At 66.3% G+C, this 24,375-nt stretch carries 12 protein-coding genes and 1 other RNA gene; 2 read left to right on the plus strand and 11 right to left on the minus strand.

What is annotated here, in order from left to right; all coding sequences use genetic code 11:
- Nucleotides 1–386: integrase core domain-containing protein (locus tag XARJCFBP2528_RS13305; RefSeq protein ID WP_047124496.1), on the plus strand; the 386-nt coding region annotated here is incomplete at its 5' end.
- A 262-nt stretch (nt 387–648) separates the two neighbouring features.
- Nucleotides 649–3,222 (plus strand): type III secretion system effector XopK, encoded by a 2,574-nt coding sequence (gene xopK, locus XARJCFBP2528_RS13310; RefSeq protein WP_268808233.1) that lies wholly within the window; start codon nt 649–651, stop codon nt 3,220–3,222.
- Nucleotides 3,223–3,282: 60 nt separating this feature from the next.
- On the opposite strand, the gene XARJCFBP2528_RS22585 is transcribed toward xopK, so the two are convergent.
- From XARJCFBP2528_RS22585 to XARJCFBP2528_RS13360, 11 genes are all read right to left on the minus strand, one after another.
- A non-coding RNA gene (locus XARJCFBP2528_RS22585) (sX9 sRNA) lies at nt 3,283–3,358 on the minus strand.
- Nucleotides 3,359–3,419: 61 nt separating this feature from the next.
- Nucleotides 3,420–5,261: a glycoside hydrolase family 35 protein gene (locus XARJCFBP2528_RS13315; RefSeq protein ID WP_047124777.1), complete on the minus strand. Its 1,842-nt coding sequence runs from the start codon at nt 5,259–5,261 to the stop codon at nt 3,420–3,422.
- A 42-nt stretch (nt 5,262–5,303) separates the two neighbouring features.
- The gene (locus tag XARJCFBP2528_RS13320; RefSeq protein WP_047124778.1) at nt 5,304–7,646 is read right to left on the minus strand and encodes a GH92 family glycosyl hydrolase; all 2,343 of its coding nucleotides are present in this window, start codon (nt 7,644–7,646) and stop codon (nt 5,304–5,306) included.
- Between the two features lie 135 nt (nt 7,647–7,781).
- Nucleotides 7,782–9,242 (minus strand): glycoside hydrolase family 125 protein, encoded by a 1,461-nt coding sequence (locus XARJCFBP2528_RS13325; protein ID WP_047124779.1) that lies wholly within the window; start codon nt 9,240–9,242, stop codon nt 7,782–7,784.
- A 235-nt stretch (nt 9,243–9,477) separates the two neighbouring features.
- Nucleotides 9,478–10,902: a 6-phospho-beta-glucosidase gene (locus tag XARJCFBP2528_RS13330; RefSeq protein ID WP_047124780.1), complete on the minus strand. Its 1,425-nt coding sequence runs from the start codon at nt 10,900–10,902 to the stop codon at nt 9,478–9,480.
- On the minus strand, nt 10,899–11,831 hold the full coding sequence (locus XARJCFBP2528_RS13335) for a carbohydrate kinase family protein (RefSeq protein ID WP_047124781.1): 933 nt from the start codon (nt 11,829–11,831) through the stop codon (nt 10,899–10,901). Before XARJCFBP2528_RS13335 ends, XARJCFBP2528_RS13330 begins: the two co-directional genes overlap by 4 nt.
- Entirely contained in the window at nt 11,813–13,177 is a 1,365-nt protein-coding gene (locus XARJCFBP2528_RS13340) for an APC family permease (RefSeq protein WP_016904499.1), read from the minus strand. Before XARJCFBP2528_RS13340 ends, XARJCFBP2528_RS13335 begins: the two co-directional genes overlap by 19 nt.
- Nucleotides 13,171–15,084 (minus strand): beta-galactosidase, encoded by a 1,914-nt coding sequence (locus tag XARJCFBP2528_RS13345; protein ID WP_016904500.1) that lies wholly within the window; start codon nt 15,082–15,084, stop codon nt 13,171–13,173. The genes XARJCFBP2528_RS13340 and XARJCFBP2528_RS13345 overlap by 7 nt, the downstream gene beginning before the upstream one ends.
- Before the next feature lie 57 nt (nt 15,085–15,141).
- Nucleotides 15,142–18,051 (minus strand): TonB-dependent receptor, encoded by a 2,910-nt coding sequence (locus XARJCFBP2528_RS13350; RefSeq protein WP_231103903.1) that lies wholly within the window; start codon nt 18,049–18,051, stop codon nt 15,142–15,144.
- A 721-nt stretch (nt 18,052–18,772) separates the two neighbouring features.
- Nucleotides 18,773–21,442: a glycoside hydrolase family 3 C-terminal domain-containing protein gene (locus XARJCFBP2528_RS13355; protein WP_047124782.1), complete on the minus strand. Its 2,670-nt coding sequence runs from the start codon at nt 21,440–21,442 to the stop codon at nt 18,773–18,775.
- A 238-nt stretch (nt 21,443–21,680) separates the two neighbouring features.
- Nucleotides 21,681–24,362, minus strand: a complete 2,682-nt coding sequence (locus tag XARJCFBP2528_RS13360) for a beta-mannosidase (RefSeq protein WP_047124783.1) — start codon at nt 24,360–24,362, stop codon at nt 21,681–21,683.
- Nucleotides 24,363–24,375: the final 13 nt, after the last annotated feature.

Consider the following 24,375-nt stretch of genomic DNA (forward strand, 5'->3'; position numbering starts at 1 on the left):
GCGCGATCTCTGGGCACGGGGTTGCGCGCGTCCTGGATCGGTTGGCACACAGTCGCGGCCTGCCGCAGGTGATCCGCACCGACAACGGCAAGGAGTTTTGCGGTAAGGCAATGGTCGCCTGGGCGCATGCCCGTGGCGTGCAGTTGCGGCTGATCCAACCAGGCAAACCGAACCAGAACGCCTACGTCGAATCCTTCAACGGCCGGCTACGCGATGAATGCCTCAACGAGCACTGGTTCCCGACGTTGCTGCACGCGCGCACCGAGATCGAACGCTGGCGACGCGAATACAACGAGGACCGACCCAAGAAAGCAATTGGCGGCATGACGCCGGCTGCGTATGCCCAACATCTGGCAAACACCGATATCATTAACCCGGGACTCTAAACCAAGCCGCTACTCAGGGCGGGGGGATGTCGGGGGGCCCATGCTGCCGAAGTCTCTACTTCACCGTGGCTCAGTTTTCAGGGGGTGGGTCAAAGCTCCAGCCCGTTTTGATACGCCAGCGAGTCATCAATTTATATTCGAGATGAATGCTGTTCGATTTAATGTCGGCTGTTCTCTCCAAGGCAAGGAATTTCGCGGTTGGAGCGAGTTCTGCAGATAGAAGGCAGACTATTTCCACACCGCATCATGTGGATATTTGGCTATGCGCATTCAACAGCATGCAAACAGCTCTGCCCGCTCGTTTGATTCGTCTACTCCCGACGCCCTTGCTTCAGCGAAGGATCTGCCAGCTGCCGGTGGCTGGCCCATGGGTTTGGAATCGTTAAAGCGAAAGGCTTCCCAACGAAAGCCCGTCTCCGGTCACGCTTCAAAACACAAAGCTGGCGAAAATGCCATGGCCGAAATTCAGGAAGCAGAGGCGGTCTATGATGCATTCGTGGTCGCCAAGTATCTTGCCGATCCACTGCATGGCACTGTAGACAATACGGCGGAACTGATCGCGGAAATGCCCAACTCGGGTGAACCGGAACATTCCCCGGAAGCCGACCAACCCGCGCATTCACACGAACACACGCCGATCGATCACACGCCAGTGTCGGCAGAGCATCAGACTCAGCATGGTATCGGCGCGGATCACTCTCTGGATCCGCATCCGATCGAGCCTGCAGCGCACGAGAGCCTCCTGCACACCCTGGCTGAGGAGGGGGCGCCGGAAGGCGTTGCCGATCTGGCAATGAGCTTGAGCATCAGTGGCGCCATGCTGCCGCTCTCTGGCCTTGCGATCTACGCCGCCTACAAAGAAACCCGCGAAGTGACCGAACAACGCGGCGCCCTGCGGCAACGCAAACGTCAACTGCAGTCGGAGAGGGCGTTGCTGCAAACTGCGCTGGAGAGCGGCCCATTTACTGCAGTTGCAGGCGCTCAGATCGATGCCTTGAGCGAGGCGATCGATACAGTCGCTTACCAACAACAGCGCAACGCACGTGATGGCGCCATCGCGGTGACCTCGATGGCGTCCGCAAGTGTGATCTTTACCAAGGCCACGACAGAGCTCGGCATCCAGGGCGGGTTGGCACTCGGCGCCAATAACGCAAATGCTGCTGGCTTGATCGGCCACAGCACCGCCGCCGCAGGCGTCGCGTCGGCGGCCGGTATTGCCGGCACATTTGTGTTGGCTCCGCTGGCAAGCGTCGCTGCCACCGCGCTTGGCGGTACGTTTCTGCACCAGTCACGCAAGGAGAAAACGCGCGTGGTTGCCGATGTGGCGCGTGTCGAAGACTTCATGCAACGCCTGGAACCGGGCGAGCTCAGCCCTGGCGCACAACGCTACCAGCACTTCTTGAGCACCAAGCTGACCCAGCGCAGCGGATTCGCCGGCAGCTTCAACAACTGGAACAAGGGCTTTGTCGTTGGCGGCGTCACCTACACGGCCAGCACTTTGACCAAAACCGGAGTCAGTGCTGCTGTTGTGCTGGGTGCAGCCACCGTGACCGGGCCGGTGGGCGCCGGTTTGGTGGTCGGTGCCGGTCTGCTGGGTGCGGTCACGATGGGTGTTGGTGGCCACCAGTTTTTGCTGGCGCATGGCAAGCAAAAACGGTATCGCAACTACGAGACTGCGGAGATGCCCAGCGTGGACCGGGCATTGCTTGCCATGGCCGACCTGCTGCCCACGCCCGAGGCGGGCGTCGCTGCCTCACCGGGGGAAGTGGATCCGCATGGCACACCACGCGTCAGTGACGGTGCCTCGGGAAAAGCGTCGGACACCGTCGTGACGACGGGCACTGGTGACCAGCTGGAGTCTGACCATGTCATGCCCGGCTCAACCGAACACACGGTGGCTGCCCAGTCGGTAGCGGCAAAACAGGCATCGCCTGCAGCCGACGACGCGTCAGCCGCGACGGAGGCGACTGCTGCCGTTGCGCAGCATGGATTCGAACTGCGCAGCGCCCTGTACGCCTGTATCGACGGTCAGGAAAAAGCACGGGACGCGCTCTTGCAGAGCTGCGCCAACGACATGAAGAAACGCTATCGGGCAGCGCCTCGCTCTACCGATCAGCGCCCAGCAACTGGTCAGGCGGCTCAACCGTCCTCGCTTGCGAAGCGAGCCAGGGCAGCGCTTTTTGCAGGGGCGACCTACGGGCGAGCAGTGCTCACCGGCAAACCCCGCGTCGCTGGCGAAAAAGCCGCGCGAAGCTATGCAAAACATACCGATACATTGACCGAAACAGCGTTGAACCAGTGGCTGCAAACGCCAGGCTCGGTCAAGTCGCAGGTTGCGTACATGCAAAGTTGCCTGGAGTTACAAAAGAAATATCTAGACTCGAAACTGCGCTTGCGGGTGGAGCTGCCGGCGGAGGATGCTGCCAGTGGTGCAATCCCAGACACAGAGGCCACAGCCACGACGGCTGCGCAGGCGCACGCACGCTTGACCACGCAACTGCATCAAGCGCGTGAGCGCGACGAGTTCCAACTGCGATCTATCAGCTTGATGTTGGAAGAACTGGGCATGGCAAACGAGGAGCTGGAAAGTTCAGACATGAGAAAAATCCAGCGCGCAGAAAACAGGATGCAGGGGCTGCAACAGCGCCTGATCGGTGCGTTGACCGCAAACGCGATCACGCCGCAGCCAGGAAGTGCGGGCTTTGCGCATTTCTGCATGAAGCAGGCCCGGCGGCACACTAGCGATGTGCGCGGCACGTTGCTGGCCACCGAAATGCAGGCCGCGCGCATCCGCGAAGGCGCTGCGGCTGCGGCAATGCCGTCATTCAGCCCGTGAGCGATCAGCAGCCGTGGCATCTTTTACCAGTGGGACGCACCTGCCGCCACGGCCTGGAGTGGCTGACAAAACGTGGCGAGCAGCCTTCAGCGTGTGCGGACGGCGCGCTCATAACCGCAGCGCACGAGTGGTACGTACCGATTCCGAGCGAACGCCGCGCCCGTCTGACGATGAGCGCGGTGGTTTCTTGGCCGCTGTTACTCCTTCGGCGTGATCCACACCTGCTGCTGCAGGCCGCGCACGCCGGGCTTGGCGGTGCTGTCCAGGTCGAACACCACCACGGCGTTGTCGCCCTTGCGCTGGAACGGGGCCGGGAAAAACAACGCCCGCTGCGGGCCGATGGCCCAGTGGCGGCCCAGGTTGACGCCGTTGGCCCAGGCCACGCCCTTGCCGAAGGCGCGCATGTCCAGATAGGTGTCGGTCGGTGTGCCGATGCGCAGCGTGCCGCGATGGAAGGCCGGGCCCGCGACGGGGGTGCGGGTCCAGCCGCGGATGCTGTCGGGCGAGCGCATCGGCAGCGGGAAGGCCTGCCAGCCGGTGAGCTGCTGGTTGTCCAGCAGCACCGGGTCGACCAGCCCGGCGCGGCCGTCGGCCATGCGCGGGCCGTAGTTGATGCGGCCGCTGTTTTCGACCAGCACATCCAGCGTGTGCTGGCCGGCCGGAATATCCACATCGGTGGAGACCTGCTGCAGCCGGCGCTCGACACTGCCGGCCGGCTTCTGATCGACATACACCCGCGCCACATCTCGCACTTCGCCCAGGTACAGCGGCCCCTTGCGCGGGCCGGTGACGGTGGTGCGGTAGAGGATGTAGCCGTAGTCCTGGCCGAAGTGTTCCATCGGCTGCGGCGTGTCGATGGCGATCGGGGCGGGCAGGTTGTCCCACAGCGAGGCGGATTCGCGCAGTTGGGTGTCTGGCAGCGCCGTGATCGCGATCGGCTTGGGCAGCGCGGGCGGTTGCACGCCGGTGACGCGGGCGATGGCGTCGCGCATCAGCGCGAACTTGGGGGTGGGGCGGCCGGCTTCGTCCAGGACGGCGTCGTAGTCGTAGCTGGTGGTCTGCGGGGCGTAATGGTCGCTGGGATTGCCCTGGAAGTTGGCACCATTCATGAAGCCGAAACTGGTGCCGCCGATGAACATGTAGAGGTTGGCCGAATGCCCCTGGCGCAGGATCCACTCCAGCTCTTCGGCCTGTTGTTTTGCATCGGTGCTGGCGTGCGGCTTGCCCCAGTGGTCGAACCAGCCGGCCCAGTATTCGCCGACCATGCGCGGTTGGTCGGGGCGGAACTTGATCAGTTTGTCGAACGCGCTTTTGGCCTCGCCGGGGGCGAAGTTCACCACCGCCAGGGTGTCCGGCAAGGTGCCGTTGGCGAGCATGTCGGCGCCGTCGGAGGTGAACAGCAAGGCGTCGTCGAAGCCGGCCTTGACGTACATGGCGCGGTTGTCGGCCATGTAGGCGTGGTCGTCGTCGTAGGAGCCGTATTCGTTCTCGACCTGCACGGCGATGATCGGCCCGCCGTTGTGATTGAGCAGCGGACGCACCTGGTGGGACACGGCATCCAGATAGGCCTGGCTGGCGGCGAGAAAGCGCGGGTCGCGGCTGCGCACGCGGATGTTGTCCTTGCCGAACAACCAGGCGGGGTAGCCGCCGGCTTCCCACTCGGCGCAGGTGTAGGGGCCGGGCCGCAGGATCACGTTGAGGCCTTGCGCGGCGGCCTCGCGTACGAACGCGGCCACGTCGTTGTTGCCGGTGAAGTCGAACCGGCCCTGCTGCGGCTCGACCAGGTTCCAGAACACGTAGGTCTCCACCGTGTTCAAGCCCAGTGCGCGCGCCTTCTGCAGGCGGTCTTTCCAGTAGTCACGCGGGATGCGCTGGAAATGGATGGCGCCGGAGAGCAGTTGATACGGCTTGCCGTCGCGCACGAACTGCGTGCCCTGGGTGCCGAAGCTGGGCCAGGTGTGGGTGTCGGCGGCACTGGCGGCGACGGGAAGTGCCAGCGCGAGGGCCAGGACGAGGGGGCTGAGGGTGCTGCGCAACATGGGCGATTCTCGGCGGTAACGAGTGACGAGTAAGGACAAACATCAAGCAAACGAAGGTGGCAGATCCTCCTTGTTCGCGCCGAACGCCGGATTCGGTTTGGCGCCCATGGTGAATTCCAGCGTGCCGCCAGCGGCCAGGTCGGCATGCCGCATCCAGCTGCGGTTGGTCGGTTTGCCGTTCCAGCTCAGCGCCTGCACATACACGTTCTGCGCGCTGCTGTTGTTGGCGACAATGCGCAGCGTGCGGCCGTTGCCGACATCGAGTTCTGCGCGCTTGAACAGCGGGCTGCCGAGGACGTAGTTGCCGCTGACCGGGTCCACCGCATACAGCCCGAGCGCGCTGAGCACGAACCAGGCACTCATCTGCCCGCAATCCTCGTTGCCGGACAGGCCGTTGCGCGCATCGTGGTACTGCTCGCGCAGCAGCCGGCGCACCATCGCCTGGGTCTTGTACGGCTGTCCGGCGTAAGCAAACAGATAGGCCACATGATGGCTGGGCTCGTTGCCGTGCGCGTACTGGCCGACCAGGCCGTCGATATCCGGTGGCGCATCGGCGGGCAGTTCGGAGCTGGTGGAAAACAGCTCGTCGAGCTTGGCGACGAAGCCGTCGCGGCCGCCGCACAGGTCCATGTAGCCGTACAGGTCATGCTGGTTGAGGAAGCTGGCCTGCCAGGCGTTGGATTCGGTGAAGTCGCGCCATTTGCTGATATGGCCCATGCCGCGCGGGTCGAACGGCGTGGCCCAGCTACCGTCTTCCAGACGCGCCTGCACGAAGCCGCTGTCGCGATTAAACACGTTGCGGTAATTGCGCGAGCGCTCGCGCAGTGCGCGTGCATCGTCGGTGGCACCGGCGGCCTGCGCCAGATGTGCGCAGGCCCAGTCGTCGTAAGCGTATTCCAGCGTGCGGCTGACCGCTTCGTCGACCTTGTCGGCCGGGATGTAGCCGAGCTTGCGGTAGTACGCCAGGCCATGGGTGGTGTCGTCCATGGCGCGCTTGCGGTAGGCCGGCCAGGCGGCGGTGTAGTCGATGCCGGTGAAGCCCTTGGCATGCGCTTCGGCCAGCACCACCGCCGAGTGGTAGCCGATCATGCAGCCGGTTTCCACGCCTTGCAGCGGCCAGATGCCCACGCCGTCCGGGCATTCGTTGGCGCCGCGCACCAGGCATTGCAGCAGGTCCGGTACGCGCTCGGGCTGCACCAGGGTGAGCAGCGGATGCGCGGCACGGTAGGTGTCCCACAGCGAGTAGGTGCTGTAGTTGTGATAGCCCTTGGGGGCGGTGTGGATCTGCAGGTCCATGCCGCGGTAGCGGCCATCCACATCGCTGAAAAGGGTGGGCGCGAGCAGGCTGTGATACAGGCCGGTGTAGAAGATGCGGCGTTGCGCGTCGTCATCGCTGTCGATGCGTACGCGTGCCAGTTCCTTTTCCCAGGCGGCCACGGCTTGCGCATGCACGCGGGCGAAGTCGAAGTCCGGCAGTTCCGCATCCAGGTTGGCCAGCGCATTGTCGGCGCTGACGGCGGAGATGCCGACCTTGACCAGCAGCGGTGCGTCTGAGGCATCTGGGTAGTGCAGGGCGGCCTTGAGGTGCACGCCGTCCACGCTGCGCGTGCCTGCGGCCAGCGGCTGGTCTTCGTTGTACAGCTGCACCTGCTTGAACGGCCGCGACAGCCGCATCGCGAAATAGATGTAGCGCCCCTGCGCCCATTGGTAGACGCGCCGGCCACCGGTGAGGGTGCGGTCGTCGACCACGCGCAGTTGCGCGTCGGTGATGCGGGTGGGGATGCCGGGTTTGTCCTGCATGCCGTGGCACAGGTCCAGCAGCACATGCGCCGGCTTGCCCTTGGGAAAGTGGTAGCGGTGCAGGCCGGCGCGCGCGGTGGCAGTGAGTTCGGCATGTACGCCGCTGTCCTTGAGCCGCACGCGGTAGTAACCGGGCGAGGCGGCTTCGTCGGCATGGTCGTAGCGCGAGCGGTAACCGCTGTCCGGTGCGTCGAGTGCGCCGGGCACCAGCTTCACTTCGCCGGTGGCGGGCACCAGCAGAAAATCCAGCATGTCGCCGATGCCGGTGCCGGACAGGTGCGTGTGCGAAAAGCCCATGATCGAGCCGTCGGACTCGTGATAACCGGAGCACGAATCCCACACCGCGTTGTAGGTGTCCGGGCTCAGCTGCACCATGCCGAACGGCAGGGTCGCACCGGGGAAGGTGTGGCCATGGCCGCCGGTGCCGATGAACACATCGACGTGGCGGGTGAGCTCGGCGCGGGTGCGCGCATCGGCCGGCAGTGCGTAGTTGCCGGCGCGTGCGCGTGCAAGCCCGGAGAGGCCTGCGCTGCCGAACAGTGCCGCTGCGATGGCGCCTTGGAGAAAACCGCGTCGTGTTGCCATGGTGATGTGCTCTTGGATGTCACGAAGTGGGGCGGGCCGTACCCTCATCCGCCCTTCGGGCACCTTCTCCCGGCGGGAGAAGGGAAGATCAAGCGCTCTGCAGGTCCGCGTTGGAAGGGCGGGCCCTTCGCAAACTCAGGCGCTGCGCAGCAGCTGGGGTTTGCGTTGGTGCAGGTCGATGATCAGTTCGCCGAACAAGGTGTTGGCCCAGGCGAACCAGTCGCGGGTGAAGCTGCTCGGGTTGTCCTTGTCGAAGGCCTCGTGCATGAAGCCGGTGCCGGCATGGGTGGTCTTGAGCCACTGCAGGCATTGGCGCAGCTGCGCGTCGTCGTCGCTGACCAGCGCGTACTGGATGATCGACATCGGCCAGATCGTGCCCATGCCGCTGTGCGGGCTGCCGACGCCTTCGGCCGCGCTGCCGCGCGAGAAATACGGGTTGCGTTCGCTCCAGGCCAGCTGGCGCGTGCGCAGGAATACCGGGTCGGCGCGGTCGCAGCAGCCCAGGTAGGCCAGGCTGAGCAGGCCCGGGGCGTTGGCGTCGTCGATGAACAACTGGTTGCCGTAACCGTCCACTTCGAATGCCCAGTAGGCCTGTCCATCGGCGTCGCGCTGCTGGCCAAACTTGCGTGTCGCCGCTTCCACTTCGTCGGCCAGCGCTGTGCAGTCGGCGGCGAACGCGGCATCGCGATGCAGGGCCGTGCTCATCGTCGCCAGCTGGCGCAGCGAGGCCACCGCGAACAGGTTGGCCGGCACGAACAACGGATACACGCAGGCATCGTCGGAGGGGCGGAACATCGAGTGGATCATGCCGTTGGGCCGGGTCGGCTGGCCGTAGCCTTCCAGCACCAGGGTCTCGGTCGCCAGCGGCGAGGGGCGCTGGAACACGTAGGGGCCGCGGTTGTCCTTGCGCTGCTGCTCGCGGAAGGTCCTGACCACCACCTGCATCGCCGCGCGCCAGTCGTCGTCGAACGGGGCGGCATCGCCGGTGGCGCGCCAGTATTCGTGCGCGATGCGGATCGGGTAGCACAGCGAATCGATCTCCCACTTGCGCTCGCCCACGCCGGGCTTCATCTCGGTGATGTCGTTGAGCGACCACTTCAGGCGCTGGGTCTGGCCATCGGGCAGGAAGGCGTTGGCGTACGGGTCCAGCCGGATGCAGGCGGCCTGGCGCTGGATCAGGCCATGGAACATGTGCCGCAAGGCAGGGTCGCGCCTGGCCAGCGGCACATACGGGTGCACCTGGGCGGAGGAGTCGCGCAGCCACATCGCGTGGATGTCGCCGGTGATGACGAAGGTGTCCGGCTTGCCGTTGCGGGTGCCGGTTTCCACCGTGGTGTCCAGCGTGTTGGGGTAGCAGTTCTCGAACAGCCAGGCCAGCTCGGGATCGGCGATGCGCGACTTGATCTGCACGATCTGCTGCTCGACCGCCTTGCTGACGAAGCGGCGCTGCGCCTTGGCCGGGCGCTTGCTGACGAAGTTGCCGGCAGCCGTGGAGGTGCCGGCAACGGGGGCGGCGAAGGCGGGCAGTGCGCCGGCGAGCAGGCCGGCGCCCGCGCTGGCGCCCAGCAACTGAAGGATGTCGCGGCGGGTGTGCATGACCTGGAGCTCCCTGGGATTTTCAGCAAGCGGTCGACGCAGCGGACATCCTTGCAGCGGCGGCAGCACGTGCCGGGCCGATGATGAGACCTATGCATGACCAATTCCCGATGACCATACAACGTGTGCGCCGAATGTGCATAGTGCGCCCGCACAATTCGGCGCCGTACGCGTGGCCTGCGGCCATGGCGGCAGTGGCTGGTCCGCGTCCTCCGCGGTCGCGCAGCACCGGCTTTCAACCGGCCGCATGCCCGCGCCAGTGCGCCGGTCCCGCGCAGTGGCCATCGTCGTGTGCATGCCCGAACAGTTCGTCCAGCATGCGCCGCGACGGGCTCCACTCGCCGATCGCCGGGTGGATCAGCATCGCCTTGCAGGCGTCCAGGTGGCTGCCGCTGAGCGCGGCCTCGATTGCGGCGTGTTCGTAGGCCTTGAATGAGCGCACCAGCCCTTGCACCGCGGCCGGCAGCGGCGCGGCCTGGATCGGCACGATGCGGTCGCGATCGATGTCGGAGGCGATTTCCACGATGTCGTCGTCGGCCAGCTCGGCCAGCGCGCCCTGGTTGCGCACGTTGACCACGTGCCGGCTGGGGCGTGCGCCGGTCAGCGCGCTCATCACGTCCACCGCGATGCGGTGATAGCCGGTGCTGGCGCGGAACGGGTCCGGCTGCGGCGCCAGGTCAGGCGCGAAGGCCGAGCCGGCCTCGGCCTCCAGCTTCATGTACGAGCCGGAGCGCTGCGCCAGATAGGCGGCATAGGTCTGCACCGCGCCGGTGGTGTCGCCGGCCTCCAGGCGGCTGCGCAGGTCGCCGATCAGGCTGCGGTTGAGCCGTTCGATCTCGCCACCGCGGCTGGCGCCGCTGGCGCGCTGGTTGTCCAGGGCGCGGCGGCGTTCGTAGAAGAAGTACAAGTACTCGGTGGGGATCAGCCGCAGCGCACGCAGCATGTCGAAGTCGAACAACGGCGCCAGGTACAGCTGCCGCAGGATGGCGTCGTCGGCGAGCACGCGGTCGATGATGTCCACGCCACGCAGCCGCACTGCGCGGATCCAGCCCAAGTGGTTGAGGCCGACGTAGTCGCATTCCACCTCTTCGGCCGGCTCGCCGAGCGCGCGCGCGATGTTGTGGAACAGCTCTACCGGCGTGTCGCAGATGCCGACCACGCGCGCGCGGGTGTGCGCGCTGATGGCCTGGGTGATCAGCCCGGCCGGGTTGGTGAAGCTGACCAGCCAGGCGTTCGGGCTCAGGCGCTCGATTAGGCGCGCCTGTTCGATCGCCACCGGCACCGTGCGCAAGGCCTTGGCCACGCCGCCGGGGCCGGTGGTTTCCTGGCCGGAATAGCCGTGGCGGATAATGGTCTGCTCGTCGGAGGCACGCTGGGCGATGCCACCGACGCGGATGCTGTTGAGCACGAAGTGCGCGCCCTCGATCGCCGCTTCCGGCGAAGGCGCGGCATGCACCTGCAGCGCGCCGCCGGACTCGGCGACGATGGCGCGGCCCATCGCCACCATCAGCGCCAGGCGCTCCTGGTCGGGGTCGTACAGCACGATCTCGCGCGCGCCCAGCGCTTCGGCGGCCTCGTTGACGCCGTACACCACCAACGGCGTGCGTACGCCGCCGCCGCCGATCAGGGTCAGCTTGCGATTGTCGACAGAACTGCTCATGGAACGTCCTCGTGTGTGGGGGGAGATAAAAGAAAAAGGCCGTCGAGCGCGCCGAGCGCGCTGCAACAGGCAGCGCCGGCGTGGCAGCCGTGCTGTGCGCTTTCGTCCAGCGGCAGGCCGCGCAGCTGGGCGGCCAGAAAGCCGGCATCGAAGGCATCGCCGGCACCGGTGGTGTCGCGCACCGGCACGATGGGCGCAGCGATCGGGCGTGCGCCGTTGTTGTCGATCACCATGGCGCCCGCAGCGCCGCGCTTGATCACCGCCTGCCGCAGGCCAAGTGCGCGTGTCCACGCCAGGCAGGCATTGGCGCCGCCGCCGCAGCCCATCAGCGCGGCTTCTTTCTGGTTGGGCAGGAACCAGGTCACCGCGCGGCAGGTGGCGTGGTTGGCCGGGTCGGTGAGCCAGGCCGGACTGAAGCCCACATCCAGCGAGGTTGTGCAGCCGGCGCGCGCCAGCAGCGGCAACACGACGGCGGCCAGCGCGGCTGGCAACGGCATTGCGAAATGCACATGCCGGGCCGCGCACATCGCGGCCATGGATTGCTCGCGCAGCAGCAGCGTGCCCAACTCGGCATTGGCGCCGACATAGGTGAAGAACGAGCGGTCTTCCTGCAGCGACACGCTGGTGGTCACGCCGGTGCCGGCTTCCGAATCGACCAGCCCGTCGGCCGAGACACCGAACTCGCCCAGACGCTGGGCGAACACCGCGCGGTCCTGCGCACCGATCGCACCGAGTACGCGCACGTTGCAGCCCAGGCGCGCCAGCGCGCAGGCGGTGATGACGGTGCCGCCGCCCAGCTCACGCGTGTAATGGCGCGCCAGCGCTTCTTCGCCCGGTGCCGGCCAGCGTGCGAAGCCGCTGAAGATGTGGTCCAGATAGACCTCGCCGACCACCACGAGTTGCGCGGTGTTCACTGCTGGAACGGCCATGCGCGCTGCCTCCGTGCCTGGATCAGATACAAGGCGCTGCCCACGCACAGCGCCACCACGGCAGCGAGCAGGCGGCGTCCCGGGCTGGTCGCCAGCAGATACAGCCAGCCGAACACGCTGATCAGCAACGGCCATGGATACAGCGGCATCGCAAAGGCACGCCGACGTCGCCTGCGTCGCAACAGCACCACCGCCAGGCATTGCGCCAGAAACTGGAACAGGATCTGGATGATCATCAAGGTGGCGATCAGGTCGTCCAGCGACAGCAGACAGGCCAGCGCCGAGGTCGCACCGACGAACAGCAGCGACACGGTCGGAAAGCCGCCGCGCGGATGCAGCCGCGCAAACATGCCGAAGAACTGCCCGGCCGCCGCGGCCGCATACGGCACCCGCGAATAGCCCAACTGCACAACCAGGGCCGAGCCCCAGCTGGCCAGCACGATCAGCGCCACCGCCACGGTGCTGCCGATGGGCCCGTAGATGGCCTGCATGAAGTCGGCCATCACCGCCTTGGAGTGCGCCGCCTGCTGCCAGGGCAGCACACCGAGCAAGGTGATGTTGAGGCCCAGGTAGAGCAGCGCCACCACCGGGATCGAGATCAGCACCGCGCGCGGAATCGTGCGGCGCGGCTTGCGGATTTCACCGCCCAGCATGCACACGTTGTTGTAGCCGCCGTAGTCGTAGACCGCGATCAAGGCCACTGCACCAAAGCCCAGCCAGAATCCGTGCGGCGATGCCGGGCGTGCGTGCAAGAACGCCGAGGCGATACCAACGTCGAAATGCAGCACGCCACTGACGATGATCCACACGCAGGCGCCGATCACCACCGCACTGACCAGCAGCGACAGCAGCTGCACCGAGCGCGCCTTGCGATACAGCAGCAGCGTGTTGAACGCGCACAGCGCCATCGCGACCGCAGTGAGCTGGGTATGGCTCAGCCCCGGCAGCAGGAACGCCAGGTACTGCACGCAACCGACCGCCGCCGAGCCCACCGACAACGGCGCGGTCAGCAGCGTCTGCCACAGATACAGAAAACCGAACAGCCGCCCCCAGCGTTCGCGGCCGTAGGCCTCGCGCAGATAGTGATACGGCCCACCCGAGCGCGGAATCGCCGCGCCCAATTCGGCCCACACCAACCCGTCGCATAGACACAACAGCGCGCCTGCGACCCAACCGGCCAGCACCGCCGGCCCGGCCAGTGCCGACAGCGCCAGCGGGATGGTGATGAACGGCCCGATGCCGATCATGTTGAGCAGGTTGGCCGACAGCGCGCTCCAGAAACCGAGCGTGCGCGGCGGTGCCGAGGCCTGTGGATTCGCCGGCACGACGCTGGGTGCGGTCAGCATGCGCTGGGCTCCGCCTGCGCGACTGCCGCTGTGGCGCGCGCGATGCGTGCGGAGGTCAGCCCGTCTGCGCAGTGAATCGCGGCCGGCTGCAGCTGATGCAGATCCAGCACCAGCACTGCGTTGTCGCCTTTCTTCAACCACGCGCCAGGGCAGAACAGGCACTGCTGCGGGCCGATGTCCCAGTAACGCCCGAGCAGACGGCCGTTGACCCACAGATAGCCTTTGCGCCACTGACTCATGTCGATGTAGACGTCGCCGACGGTTTCCAGCGCGATGGCGGCCGCGAAGTACAGGCCGGGCCGTGTGGGTGGGCCTTGCAGCGGGCGCAGCGTCGGCGCCTTGTCGTCATCCAGCGGCAAGCCGTAGACCTGCCAATCGCGCAGCTCCCTGCCATCCAGCAGCACCGGGCCGAGCAAGCCTTTTGCATCGCCCAAGGCCGGGCCGAAGTTGATGTGGCCGAAGCTGTCGACCAGGACGTCCAATCTGCGCTCATCGGATGTGGCCTGCGGGAGCGGAAGCTGCGGTGCGCTGTTCAGGTGCGCGTGCTGCATGCGCGAGACATGCCCGATCTCCTCGCCGCCCAGTTGCACCACCGCGTAGTCGTGCACCTTGCCAAGCTCCAGCTGCGTGCCGGCTGCAATACGGCGCCGGTACACCACCAGCCCCAGGTTCTGCTTGAGCAGGCGTTGGTTGTCGGTGGGCCGCTCGGTGTGCACCGGCGTGGGGCTCAGGGTGTCCCAGAGCGCGGCGACCGGGTGCGCTGTGACCGATGCAAAGCGTGCGCGCGGCGGTGCCTGCGGGATTGCCGGCAGCGCGGTGCTGCTGTGCCGGGCGATGATCCGGCGCAGCGCCATGTACGCGGGCGTGGCGCGGCCGCCTTCGTCGATCGGGGCGCCGTAGTCGTAGCTGGTCAGTGCAGGCTGGAACTGCGAGCCGTCGTCCTCGGCATTGGCACCGGCGCTCAGGCCGAAGTTGCTGCCGCCATGCACCACGTAGAGATTGAACGAGTAGCCGGCGGCCATCAGTTGCTGCAGGGTCGGTGCGTAATCGCGCTTTGCGAAGTCGTCTTCGCCCCAATGCGTCAGCCAACCCGGATAGCCTTCGGCCACCCATACCGGCGCGCTGCCTGCGATCTGCCTTGCTTCCTGCAGTTCAGCCAGATCGGCCCCATCCAGTCCCAGCGCGGCGCCTGGCAGATAGGCCTTGCGCCGGCGCAGATCCTTCATGCCCTCGGCCAATGAAAACGGACCATCGATGCCGTGCGCGCGCCACAGCGCAGCCAATGCCTGCAGGTAGCCCACGTCGCTGCCCTGCATGCTGTATTCGTTCTCGATCTGCAGCATCAGCACCGGTCCGCCGGCACTGGCCATCAACGGGGCGATGCGCGGTGCCACTGCGGCGACATAGCGCTGCACCGCCGCCATGTAGCGTGCGTCGCCGGCATCGCGCAAATGCATGCCCGGCTCGCGCAGCAGATACGGCGGCAGCCCGCCCAGCGTCCACTCGGCGCAGACGTACGGGCCGGGGCGCAGATACACCCATAGCCCTTCCTGTTGGCAGAGGCGGATGAAGGCAACGAAATCGCGTTCGCCGGTGTCGAAATCGAACTGCCCCGGTTCGCGTTCGTAGGCGTTCCACATTAGGTATAGCGCGATGGTGTTCAAGCCCAGCGCCTTGGCCATGCGGATGCGCTGCAGCCAGTCCGCACGGGCGATGCGCAGCGGATGCATCTCGCCGCTGCGGAGTTGCCACGGCTGCTGATCCAGCACGAACTGGCCGCGCTCGAAGCCGAACGCATGCGGCCGCCCATCCGGCAGCGGCGCATGCAGCGACGACAGCAGCGCCGGCGCGGCCGCCAGACCGAACGGTGCGAGCAGGCCAAACGTACACAGGCTTCTGCGTTTCATCGCTGCTCCGGAAGTGGAAGGAATCGCTGCGCCGCGCAGTGAGTGCGCCACGCGCCGCTAGAACGCGTACTTGACGGTGAACAAGGCGGTGCTGCCGGCATCGACGATGTCGGAGATCGCCAGGTTGTTGCGGCCCACATGTGCCCAGTAGCTGTATTCCTTGGTCAGGTTGGAGATCGACAGGTCCATGCTCACGCCGTTGTCGAAGCGGTAGCCGGTGTGCAGATCCACGCGGCGGGTCGGGCGTGCCCACAGGTCGTTCCACGGCGCGCCTTCGTGCAGGAAGTCGTAGCCCAGCAGGTAAGAACTGCTGAAGTGGTAGCTCAGGTTCAACGAGAACCCGTTGTGCTCGTAGAACAACTCCAGGTTGGCCATCGCCGACGGCGCCGATTGCATGTGTTCGTTGTCGAAGCCAGCCAAGCCCAGGTCGGCGCGCGCATGCTGGCGGGTGGCGTTGGCACTGATGCCCAGGCCGTCGAACGGGGCGGGCAGGTCCTGGAACTTCTGCCGCGCGCTGAGTTCCACGCCGTAGATCTTGCCGTCGCCGCCGTTGGTGGGCATGTGGTACAGCACCGTGCCGCTGCCGGTGGTGTTGCCATTGGCCTGGGCCGAGCCGGCATCGTAGATGTAGTTGCGCAGCTGCTTGTAGAAGCCGGCCAGCGAGAAGAAGCCGCCGCGCTCGGTGGACCACTCTCCGGACAGGTCCAGGTTGGTGGATTCGATCGGCTTCAGGTCGGGATTGCCCTGGGTGATGGTGGTGACGCCATTGGAGATGTCGATCTGGCTGCCGCCACCCAGCTGTACGAAGGCCGGCCGCGTATAGCTGGTCCACAGCGAGGCGCGATAGGCGGTGCGCAGGTCCGGCCGCCAGGTCAGGAACACGCTGGGTAGCGGCTCGTTGTAGGAGGTGTGGTTGTGGTCGAAGTAGCCGACGATTTCGTTGCCGTCCGCATCCACCGGGCTCACCCAGAAGGTGTTGTCGATCCCGGTGTGCTCGAAGCGCACGCCCGGCACGATATCCAGGTTGCCGACAGTGAAGGTGGCAGTGGCATAGGCGGCGCTGACCGCCTCGGTGCCGCGCATGGTGTTGCAGTTATAGTTGTTGACGTAGAACGCACTGCCGCAGGTGTCCAGGTCATCGTCGCTGAGGTGTTGTGCGATGACGCCGGCCACCGCCGCTTCGCTCACCCGTGGCGTATTCCAGTCGTATTTGCCGGGAAAGATCGAGGCATAGGTGCCGGTGAAGATGCCCAGATCGCCCAACGTGGTGGTGCCGTCCACGCCGCCGGTATACCAGTCGCGATTGGTGTAGCGGCGGCTGCTCTTGCTGTACTTCACTCCGAACTGCACTGACCGCAGCGCGCCATCTTCGAAGTCGTAGCGGGTGTCGAAACGCGCGCCGCCCTTCTTCTGGCCGGAGTAGATCTTGGTCTGCTCGCCATAGCTACTGGCGTACAACGCCGGGATGTTGTTGACCTGCGCCTGCAGCGCGGGCGTGAGCTGCGGGTACGGGAACGCGCTACCGCCATAGCGCACGAAGCTGTTGCCGGAGTAGGCGTAGTTGTCCTGGCTGAACTTGTCTTCGCGCCCGTCGATCTCGACATGGTCGGGTCGGTCGTTATTGCCGAAGCTGTAGAACAGGTTGGGCATGAAGGTCCAGCCGCCGGCGGTCTTTTTGGCGCCGATCTGGAAGGTGGCCAGGTCGGCGACTTCCGGGTTGGTCTCGTACCAGAAGCGCGAGGCGATGCGGCCGATGTTCGGGGTGAACACGCCCGGCGTGCCGGTCGGCAGGTAGCTCACATCCTGCGGCAGCAACTGCACGAAGGTGGTGCCTTGCTCGGTCTTGGCATAGGCGTAGGTCATGCGCGCATACAGCGATAGGCTGTCGTCCACATGCCAGTCGAACGAGGCGTTGCCGCCATAGCGGCGCTCCCAGCCGGCGGCGATGCCGACGTTCATTCCGGTGCTGGTGAGGTTGTGTTGCGGATCGAAACCGGCCGCGTTGCGACCTTCGGCATCGGTGTTCAGGTACTCCCAGGAGCCATCGTTGAGTGCGCTGGTGGCCGCGGCCACCTCGCTGTTGGTGGTGGTGCGGTAGTCGTAGTACGCGCTGGCATAGACGCCAAACTGTTGCGCCTCACCGAACTTGTGCTGGAACTCGCCGCCGAAGCCACCGCCCAGGCCATCGCCACCGTAATCGCGCGCACGGCTTTCCACCCGGCCGCTGCCGGTGACGCTACCGCTGGTGATGTCCTTGGAGTCGTAGGCGGTGGGCGTGCGGAAATCCAGCGTGCCGCCGATCGCATCACCGTCCATGTCCGCGGTGGATGTCTTGTTGGCGACGATGGTCTGCAGGCCGCTCGGCGGCAACAGGCTGAGCTGCACGCTGCGGCTGTACGGCATGCCTTGCGCCACGGTGACGCCGTCGATCATGTTGACGTTATATTCGGACGGCAGCCCGCGCACCGAGGCGAACATGCCTTCGCCACGCGCGGCACCATCGATGCCGCCGAAGTACCCCGAGCCGGTGCTGGTGATGTTGATGCCGGCGATCAGGCCGAGCGCTTCGGCCACGTTGTGCACGGCGGTGCGTTGCAGGTCGTTGGCCGACAGCACGTCCACCGTGTTGGCGGCGTTGATCTTCAGGTCGCTGGCGTCGTAGCGGTTGCTCACCACGCTGACCGCCTTCAGTTGCTTGACCTCCTCCAGCGCAATGGCCACCGAGGCCGTGCCGCTGTCGCCGACCTGCACGCTGGTCTCGGCCGCGCTGAAGCCGGGGTAGTCCAGAGCTAGCGCGTACTGCCCGGCAGGCACATCGCGGATGACGAAGTGCCCGCGCGCATCGGCCACCGCGCTGTAGGACGTGCCGGCAATGCGTACCTTCGCATTGGCGGCGGGCTTGCCGCTGCTGCCTTCCTTGAGGTCTCCCTCCACGGTGCCGGCCACTGCGGCTGCGGCAGACGCCATGCCGGTCACGGTCAGGATTGCCACGACCCACTGCTTGCCGTTCGAACGCTCACGCTTTGTCACGTGCCACCTCGCCAGATGCTGGGCAGCGTTGCCGACGGCAACGCCTTGCCGATGCCTTGCTCTTGGGCAGACGGGTGCACGGCGATGCGCGCGCACGGCATGGCACAGCACGCGATCAACGCGTGTGCGAATTACCGAACGGGAGGGGCGCCGGAGCGTCTGCCAGCTGGGACAGCCATGCAGGCGTCAGTGGCGGGGCGGGGAGTACCCGGCAATGCACTTGGAGCGCGAGCGCATTGCGCTCAACTTGTAATGCTTGGTCATGACGGCTGCACCAGCGTGACGACAGCACCGCAGGCGCCGATGCGATGCACTGCATGAGCGGCGACAGATACGCGCTGGTCGGTACGACGATGCTGCATCCAACCATCTCCCAGTGCAGGTGCTACGTGGAAACGCTGTTGCCGTCATGTGCGTCGGGCGCAGCGCCGATGGCGCGTGTTGCCGACTGTGGCTAGTGATAGACCGCGTTTTGCGCTCTGTCAAGTAGGTGTGAAGTGTGTGCGGAGATCCTCGTATTGCCTGCGGATAGATCACCAATTCCGTCTCGCGCAGTCGCGGTGCTTGCATCCTGCGATGCAACGCAGCATGCGCAGATCATGCAACAGGCGCCGGCCATGACAGCCGACGCCTGTTGTGTGTCACCCAGATGCCCCGCTTATTTCGGCAACGGCGAACGCCCCGAGATCGAGAACGCTGCGGCCTCGCCAGTCGCGCCGGTGCCGGGCTGGCCACCGCCGACAAACAGCGTGTAATCGCCGGCTTCCACCGCACGCTGCCCGGCGCGATCCACATCGCTCAACGCGCGCGCATCCAGGGTGAAGCGCAGCGTGCGCTGCTCGCCGGGCTTCAGATGCACACGCTGAAAGCCGACCAGGCTGCGCAAGGGAGACTGCGGGCGATCCGGATACTGCAGATACACCTGCGCCACTTCGTCGCCGGCACGCGTGCCGGTATTGCGCACGGTGGTGGTCACCTGCAACGGACTGCCGGCTTGCAGGGTTGCAGTGGACAGCTGCGGCGCGGCGTAGGCAAAGCTGGTGTAGCTCAAGCCGTAGCCGAACGGAAACAGCGGCTCGCCCTTGAAGTAGCGGTAGGTGCGGCCCTTCATGTCGTAGCTGACGTAGGGCGGCAGGTCCTTGGTGGAGCGATAGAACGTGACCGGCAGGCGCCCGCCGGGGTTGTCGTCGCCGGCCAGCATGCGCGCCATCGCGGTGCCGCCGGACTGGCCCGGATACCACGCCGCCACGATCGCATCGGCATGCGTCTTGGCCCAGTTCAAGGCCACCGCGCTGCCGCTCATCAGCACCACCACCAGCGGCTTGCCGGAGGCCTTGGCGCGTTCCAGCAGCGCCTGCTGCGGGGCGGGCAGGGCGATGTCGTTGCGGTCGCCGCCGTCGAAGCCGGGCACATCGATGCGCAGTTCCTCGCCTTCCACATCCGGCGACAGGCCGACGAAGGCCACCACCGCATCGGCCTGCGCCACCGCCTGCTCGGCCTCGGCCAGTTGCGCGGCCGCCGGTGCCAGCCACTCCAGGCGCACGCCCTGGTCCTGGCCGCGGTGTTCCATCTCCAGGCGAATCTTGCGCGGGCGGGTGTCGTCGAAGTGCAGCACGGTTTCCACGCTGCGGCCGTCGGCGTTGTGCATGCCGGCCGGCACGTGCTTGTCTTCGGCATTGCCGGCGACCACCAGCTTGTCGTCGATGTACAGCCGCACCGGGTCGTGGCCGGCGCAGTCGAAGCAGCGCGCCACCCGCACCGCCAGCGTGTAGTCGCCCGCGCTCGGCGGCAGCAGTTCGCCGCTCCAGCGCACCGCGTAGCGATCGGCCGGCACGCCCTTTGCGGGGGCGACCTGATCCCAGTTGAAACTCACCGTGCGGTCCTGCCGCACCACGCGCGGCGCACCGTCCAGATCGACAGTGTCGAAATATTCGCCACGCAAGCCCGGCTTGCCGTCGCTGCGCAGCGCGGTTTCCGGAATCATGCCGGGTACGCCCGCGGCCAGCGGCGCACCTTGCGCATAGCTGACCTGCTGCGCGCCGAAGCGCTCGCGCAGGCCGAGCAGCGGGGTGACCGGCGTGGACGAGGTGCCCTGGTAGTTGGCTTCCAACGCTGCCAGCGCATCGGCATTCGGCCCGATCACTGCCAGCCGCGTCCCGGCCTTCAACGGTAGTGTGCCGGCCTCGTTCTTGAGCAATACGATCGATTCGGCAGCGGCCTTCAGCGCCAGCGCACGGTTGGCGGCGTTATCGATATCCTTGGCACCGAGCTTTGCATACGGATCCTTGCGCGGCGCCTCCAGTTCGCCCAGGCGATAGCGCGCGGCGAACAGGCGCACCAGCGACTGGTCGAGCAGGGCTTCGTCCACTTCGCCACGTTCGATCGCCGTACCGAGTTCGCGATAGGCATGCCCGCAATTGAGATCGTGCCCCGCCTTGAGCGCTGCAGCCGACGAGCCTGCATTGTCCGGGCGGAAGTAATGGAACTGGGTCATGTCGTCCACCGCATCGCAGTCGGACACCACAAAGCCCTTGAAGCCCCAGTCGCCACGCACGCGGCCGTTGAGCAACCAGTCGGCCGCGCAGGCCGGCGTGCCGTGCAGCGAGTTGTACGCGCACATCACCGAGCCGGCCTGGCCGTCGATCAGGGCGGCGCGGAAGGCGGGCGTATAGGTCGCCTCCACATCGCGCGGCGACACGTCCACATCGAAGCTGTGCCGGCCCGGCTCCGGACCGCTGTGCACGGCGATGTGCTTGGGCGTGGCGATGGTGCGCGGGTGATCCAGATCGTCGCCCTGCAAGCCGCGGATGAAGCCGACTGCGAGCTGCCCGGTGAGGAAGGGATCCTCGCCGTAGGTTTCCATGCCACGGCCCCAGCGCGGGTCGCGGAAGATATTGATGTTGGGCGACCAGATGGTCAGGCCCGCATAGCGCTTGTGATCCTTTCCCGGGGCGCCGGCCTGATTGAACTTGGCACGCGCTTCGGTCGACACCACCGTGCCCACCTGCTGCATCAACGCGGTATTCCAGCTGGCCGCAAGACCGATCGACTGCGGAAACACCGTGGCGTAGCCATTGCGTGCGATGCCGTGCAGGCCTTCGCTCCACCACTCGTAGGCGGGGATGCGCAGGCGTGGAATCGCCGGTGCATCGTTCATCGCCTGCGCGACTTTCTCCTCGCGGCTCATCTGCGCGACGAGCGCGGCGGCGCGTTGCTCCGGCGTCGCATCGGGTTGTGTTGCGGCCAACGCCGGCGCGCCGACCAGCGGCAGGCCCAGACCCAGACTCAGCGCGACCGCCAGGCGGCATGGAAACACGGACAACGACATCTGCTCACTCCTGCGGGACGGCGACTGGCCGTCACGCGTTGTTCTTGGATTGCCCGCAGCGAGACCGCGGGCAGCGGTTGGTGACACTCGGGTTGGTGATTGCCGCCGATCAGGCGCGGATCAGATACGAGACCTGCGCCCGGCACTGCCGTCACTGCGCCACGCGCAGTCTTAGCGGATGGCGCAGCGCCCTGAGACGAGCGCTGCGCCATCGGCCGACGTCTGTTCCCGGCGCGGCTTACTTCGTCTCGGCCGGCTCCGGCGGTGCACCGGCCAGCGTGCTCGCCAGATCGCGCACCTGCAGCGTGGACTGCAACTGTGCCAGCGCGGCCTTGCTGCTCACATGCACGGTCAACGGCTCGCCCGGCAACAGGTCGAACGCGTTGTCCGACAGCGTGGCATCCACGTCGCCGAACGACAGCCAGACCTCGCGTGCCAGCGTGTTGCTGGACAGCGTCAGCGCATAGCCATCGCCATCGGCGCGCCACTGGCTGTCGATCTTGGCGGCCGGCAACGCCAGCTGCTTGGCCGGCGCGAAGAACACCACCTCGCGCGACAGCAGCTTGTCGCCGTCGAACAACTCGAACACCGCGTAGCTGCGCTTGGGGTCGGCGCTGCCCAGCAACTGCTTGTCGCTGAAGTTGCCCACCTGCAGGCTGCTGATCGGTTTGACGGTGGCCTTTTCCTCGCGCTTGCTCAGCAGCTTGCCGTCCATGCTCATCACCCGCATGCGCCAACGCGCGGCCAGCGGGGTGGTGCGGTCGGAGACCAGCGACACCTCGGTCTGGCCCTTGTCGTTACGCAGTGCGGCGATCAGCTCCGGCGCGTAGAAGCGGCGTGCGTGGTAGTGCAGCGCCTTCCAGCGGCCGTAGTAGTCCACGCTGGACCACGACGCACCCGGCCACACATCGTTGAGCTGCCAGTACAACGAGCCCATCGATTGCGGGCGCGATGCACGCAGATGCGAGGCGGCCAGGTTGATGCCTTCGGCCTGCATCAGCTGGCTCAAATAGACGAAGCTCTCGAAGTCCTTGGGCTCGCCGAATTCGCGCCGGATGTACAGCATCAGCCGCTTGTTGCCGTTGCCCTTGTCGAACTTCTGATGCACGCGCATCACCGGCGATTCCGGATCCATGTCGCCGGGTTCGGCGAAGGCACGCACGGTGCGCATGTCCGGGAACGACTGCAGGCCGTATTCGGACATGAAGCGCGGGGTGACGTTGAGGTATTCGGTCACCGGCAGCGCGGGGCCGCCCCAGACCTTCCAGTAATGCATGTCGCCATCGTTGGCCTGGTCGGCGGCGCCGTCGAAGTTGGTGCCCGGCGAGGTGGACCAGTACGGCACGTCGCTGTCGTAGGTGGCCACCACTTCGCGGAACACGGTGCCGAACAAGGTGGTCATGCCGCGCTCGATGCGGCTGCGTTCCTCCGGGTCCACCGACTGCTTGAACTTGACCCGGTCGCCCCAGTTTTCCCAGCCGGTCTGCACTTCGTTGTTGCCGCACCACAGCACGATGCTGGGATGGTCGCGCAGGCGCTTGACCTGTTCGATCGCCTCCTGCCGGGTGTTCTCGCGGAACTCCACGTCGTACGGCGGCACCGCGCCGCCGAACATGAAGTCCTGCCAGATCATGATGCCCAGCTCGTCGGCCACCTCGTAGAAGCGGTCGTCCTGATAATGCCCGCCGCCCCACATGCGCAGCATGTTCATGTTGGCATCGCGCGCATCCTGCAAGGTGCTGCGCATGCGCTCGGGGCTCACACGTGCGGGGAACGCATCCAGCGGGATCAGGTTGGCCCCCTTGGCGAAGATCGGGATGCCGTTGATCACGATCTCCATGCTCTTGCCGTACTTATCTTTCTCGCGCCGCAGCTCCACCGAGCGCAGGCCGGTCACCCGCTTGATCTGCTGGCTGTCGCCATCGGCATCGCGCACGCTGGCCACGAAGGTGTAGCGGTCCTGCGCGCCGTAGCCGGCCGGGAACCAGCGCTTGGGCTTGGCGATGCGCACCGGCACATCGATGCGGTTCTGCCCCGGGTCGACCACCGCCTGCTGGGTGAATTGCCCGACTTTCTGCCCATCCGGGCCCAGCACGTCCAGCGTCACCTGCACCGGGCCGCTGCGGCCGGCCTGCAGTTCCAGCTGCGCCTGCAATTGCGCGCTGTCGGCATCCACGCGTTGCTGGGCGATATGCAGCCCGTCTACGCGCACCGCATCCCAGGCTTCCAGGCGCACGTCTTTCCAGATGCCGGCGTTGACCATGCGCGGGCCCCAATCCCAACCGAAGTTGTACGGCGCCTTGCGCACGTAGGTGGAGCTGTGGCGCGATTCGGGTTCGTCGCCGAAGGCGGAATCGTAGGCGCCCGGCAGCGCGTACGGCTGCTTGGCCAGCCACGGCTGGATCTTCTTGATCGGCGAGAACAGCTTGACCTCGAGCACGTTGTCGCCGCGCTTGAGCAGGGGTTTGGCATCCACGCGCCACTGCCGGAACATGTTGTCGGCGCTGAGCAGCGGCTTGCCGTTGAGGGTGACCTCGGCAAACGTATCCAGGCCGTCGAATACCAGCTCGACGTGCTCGCGCTTGAGCGTGGCCGCATCCACGTTGAAGCGGGTCTGGTATTGCCAGTCGCTCAGGCCCGCCCACTGGATCTTGCCTTCGTTGTCGCGATAGAACGGGTCCGGCACGATCTTGGCGGCGATCAGATCGGTCTGCACCGCGCCCGGCACCTGCGCCGGCAACCACGCCGCCGCTTTCGGATAGGTCTTGGCCTGTTCCTGGCCCGGCACCAGCCGCACCTGCCAGCCGCTGTCCAGGGGCGTTGCCGTGGGCGGCGCGGCCCAGGCCTGCGAGATGGCAACGGCCAGGGCAAGCCCTAGGCGGGCGGGGGCGGGAACGCAACGATGACGGGATAGGGGCATGGATGACTCTCCT

Source organism: Xanthomonas arboricola pv. juglandis (assembly GCF_001013475.1).
GTDB lineage: Bacteria > Pseudomonadota > Gammaproteobacteria > Xanthomonadales > Xanthomonadaceae > Xanthomonas > Xanthomonas arboricola.

What these genes read in the sequence shown, in the direction of transcription:
- XARJCFBP2528_RS13315 (WP_047124777.1), bottom strand. Translation starts at nt 5,261, where the DNA reads ATGTTGCGCAGCACCCTCAGCCCCCTCGTCCTGGCCCTCGCGCTGGCA.
- XARJCFBP2528_RS13325 (WP_047124779.1), bottom strand. Translation starts at nt 9,242, where the DNA reads ATGCACACCCGCCGCGACATCCTTCAGTTGCTGGGCGCCAGCGCGGGC.
- XARJCFBP2528_RS13320 (WP_047124778.1), bottom strand. Translation starts at nt 7,646, where the DNA reads ATGGCAACACGACGCGGTTTTCTCCAAGGCGCCATCGCAGCGGCACTG.
- XARJCFBP2528_RS13355 (WP_047124782.1), bottom strand. Translation starts at nt 21,442, where the DNA reads ATGTCGTTGTCCGTGTTTCCATGCCGCCTGGCGGTCGCGCTGAGTCTG.
- XARJCFBP2528_RS13345 (WP_016904500.1), bottom strand. Translation starts at nt 15,084, where the DNA reads ATGAAACGCAGAAGCCTGTGTACGTTTGGCCTGCTCGCACCGTTCGGT.
- XARJCFBP2528_RS13350 (WP_231103903.1), bottom strand. Translation starts at nt 18,051, where the DNA reads ATGGCGTCTGCCGCAGCCGCAGTGGCCGGCACCGTGGAGGGAGACCTC.
- XARJCFBP2528_RS13335 (WP_047124781.1), bottom strand. Translation starts at nt 11,831, where the DNA reads ATGGCCGTTCCAGCAGTGAACACCGCGCAACTCGTGGTGGTCGGCGAG.
- XARJCFBP2528_RS13360 (WP_047124783.1), bottom strand. Translation starts at nt 24,362, where the DNA reads ATGCCCCTATCCCGTCATCGTTGCGTTCCCGCCCCCGCCCGCCTAGGG.
- xopK (WP_268808233.1), top strand. Translation starts at nt 649, where the DNA reads ATGCGCATTCAACAGCATGCAAACAGCTCTGCCCGCTCGTTTGATTCG.
- XARJCFBP2528_RS13340 (WP_016904499.1), bottom strand. Translation starts at nt 13,177, where the DNA reads ATGCTGACCGCACCCAGCGTCGTGCCGGCGAATCCACAGGCCTCGGCA.
- XARJCFBP2528_RS13330 (WP_047124780.1), bottom strand. Translation starts at nt 10,902, where the DNA reads ATGAGCAGTTCTGTCGACAATCGCAAGCTGACCCTGATCGGCGGCGGC.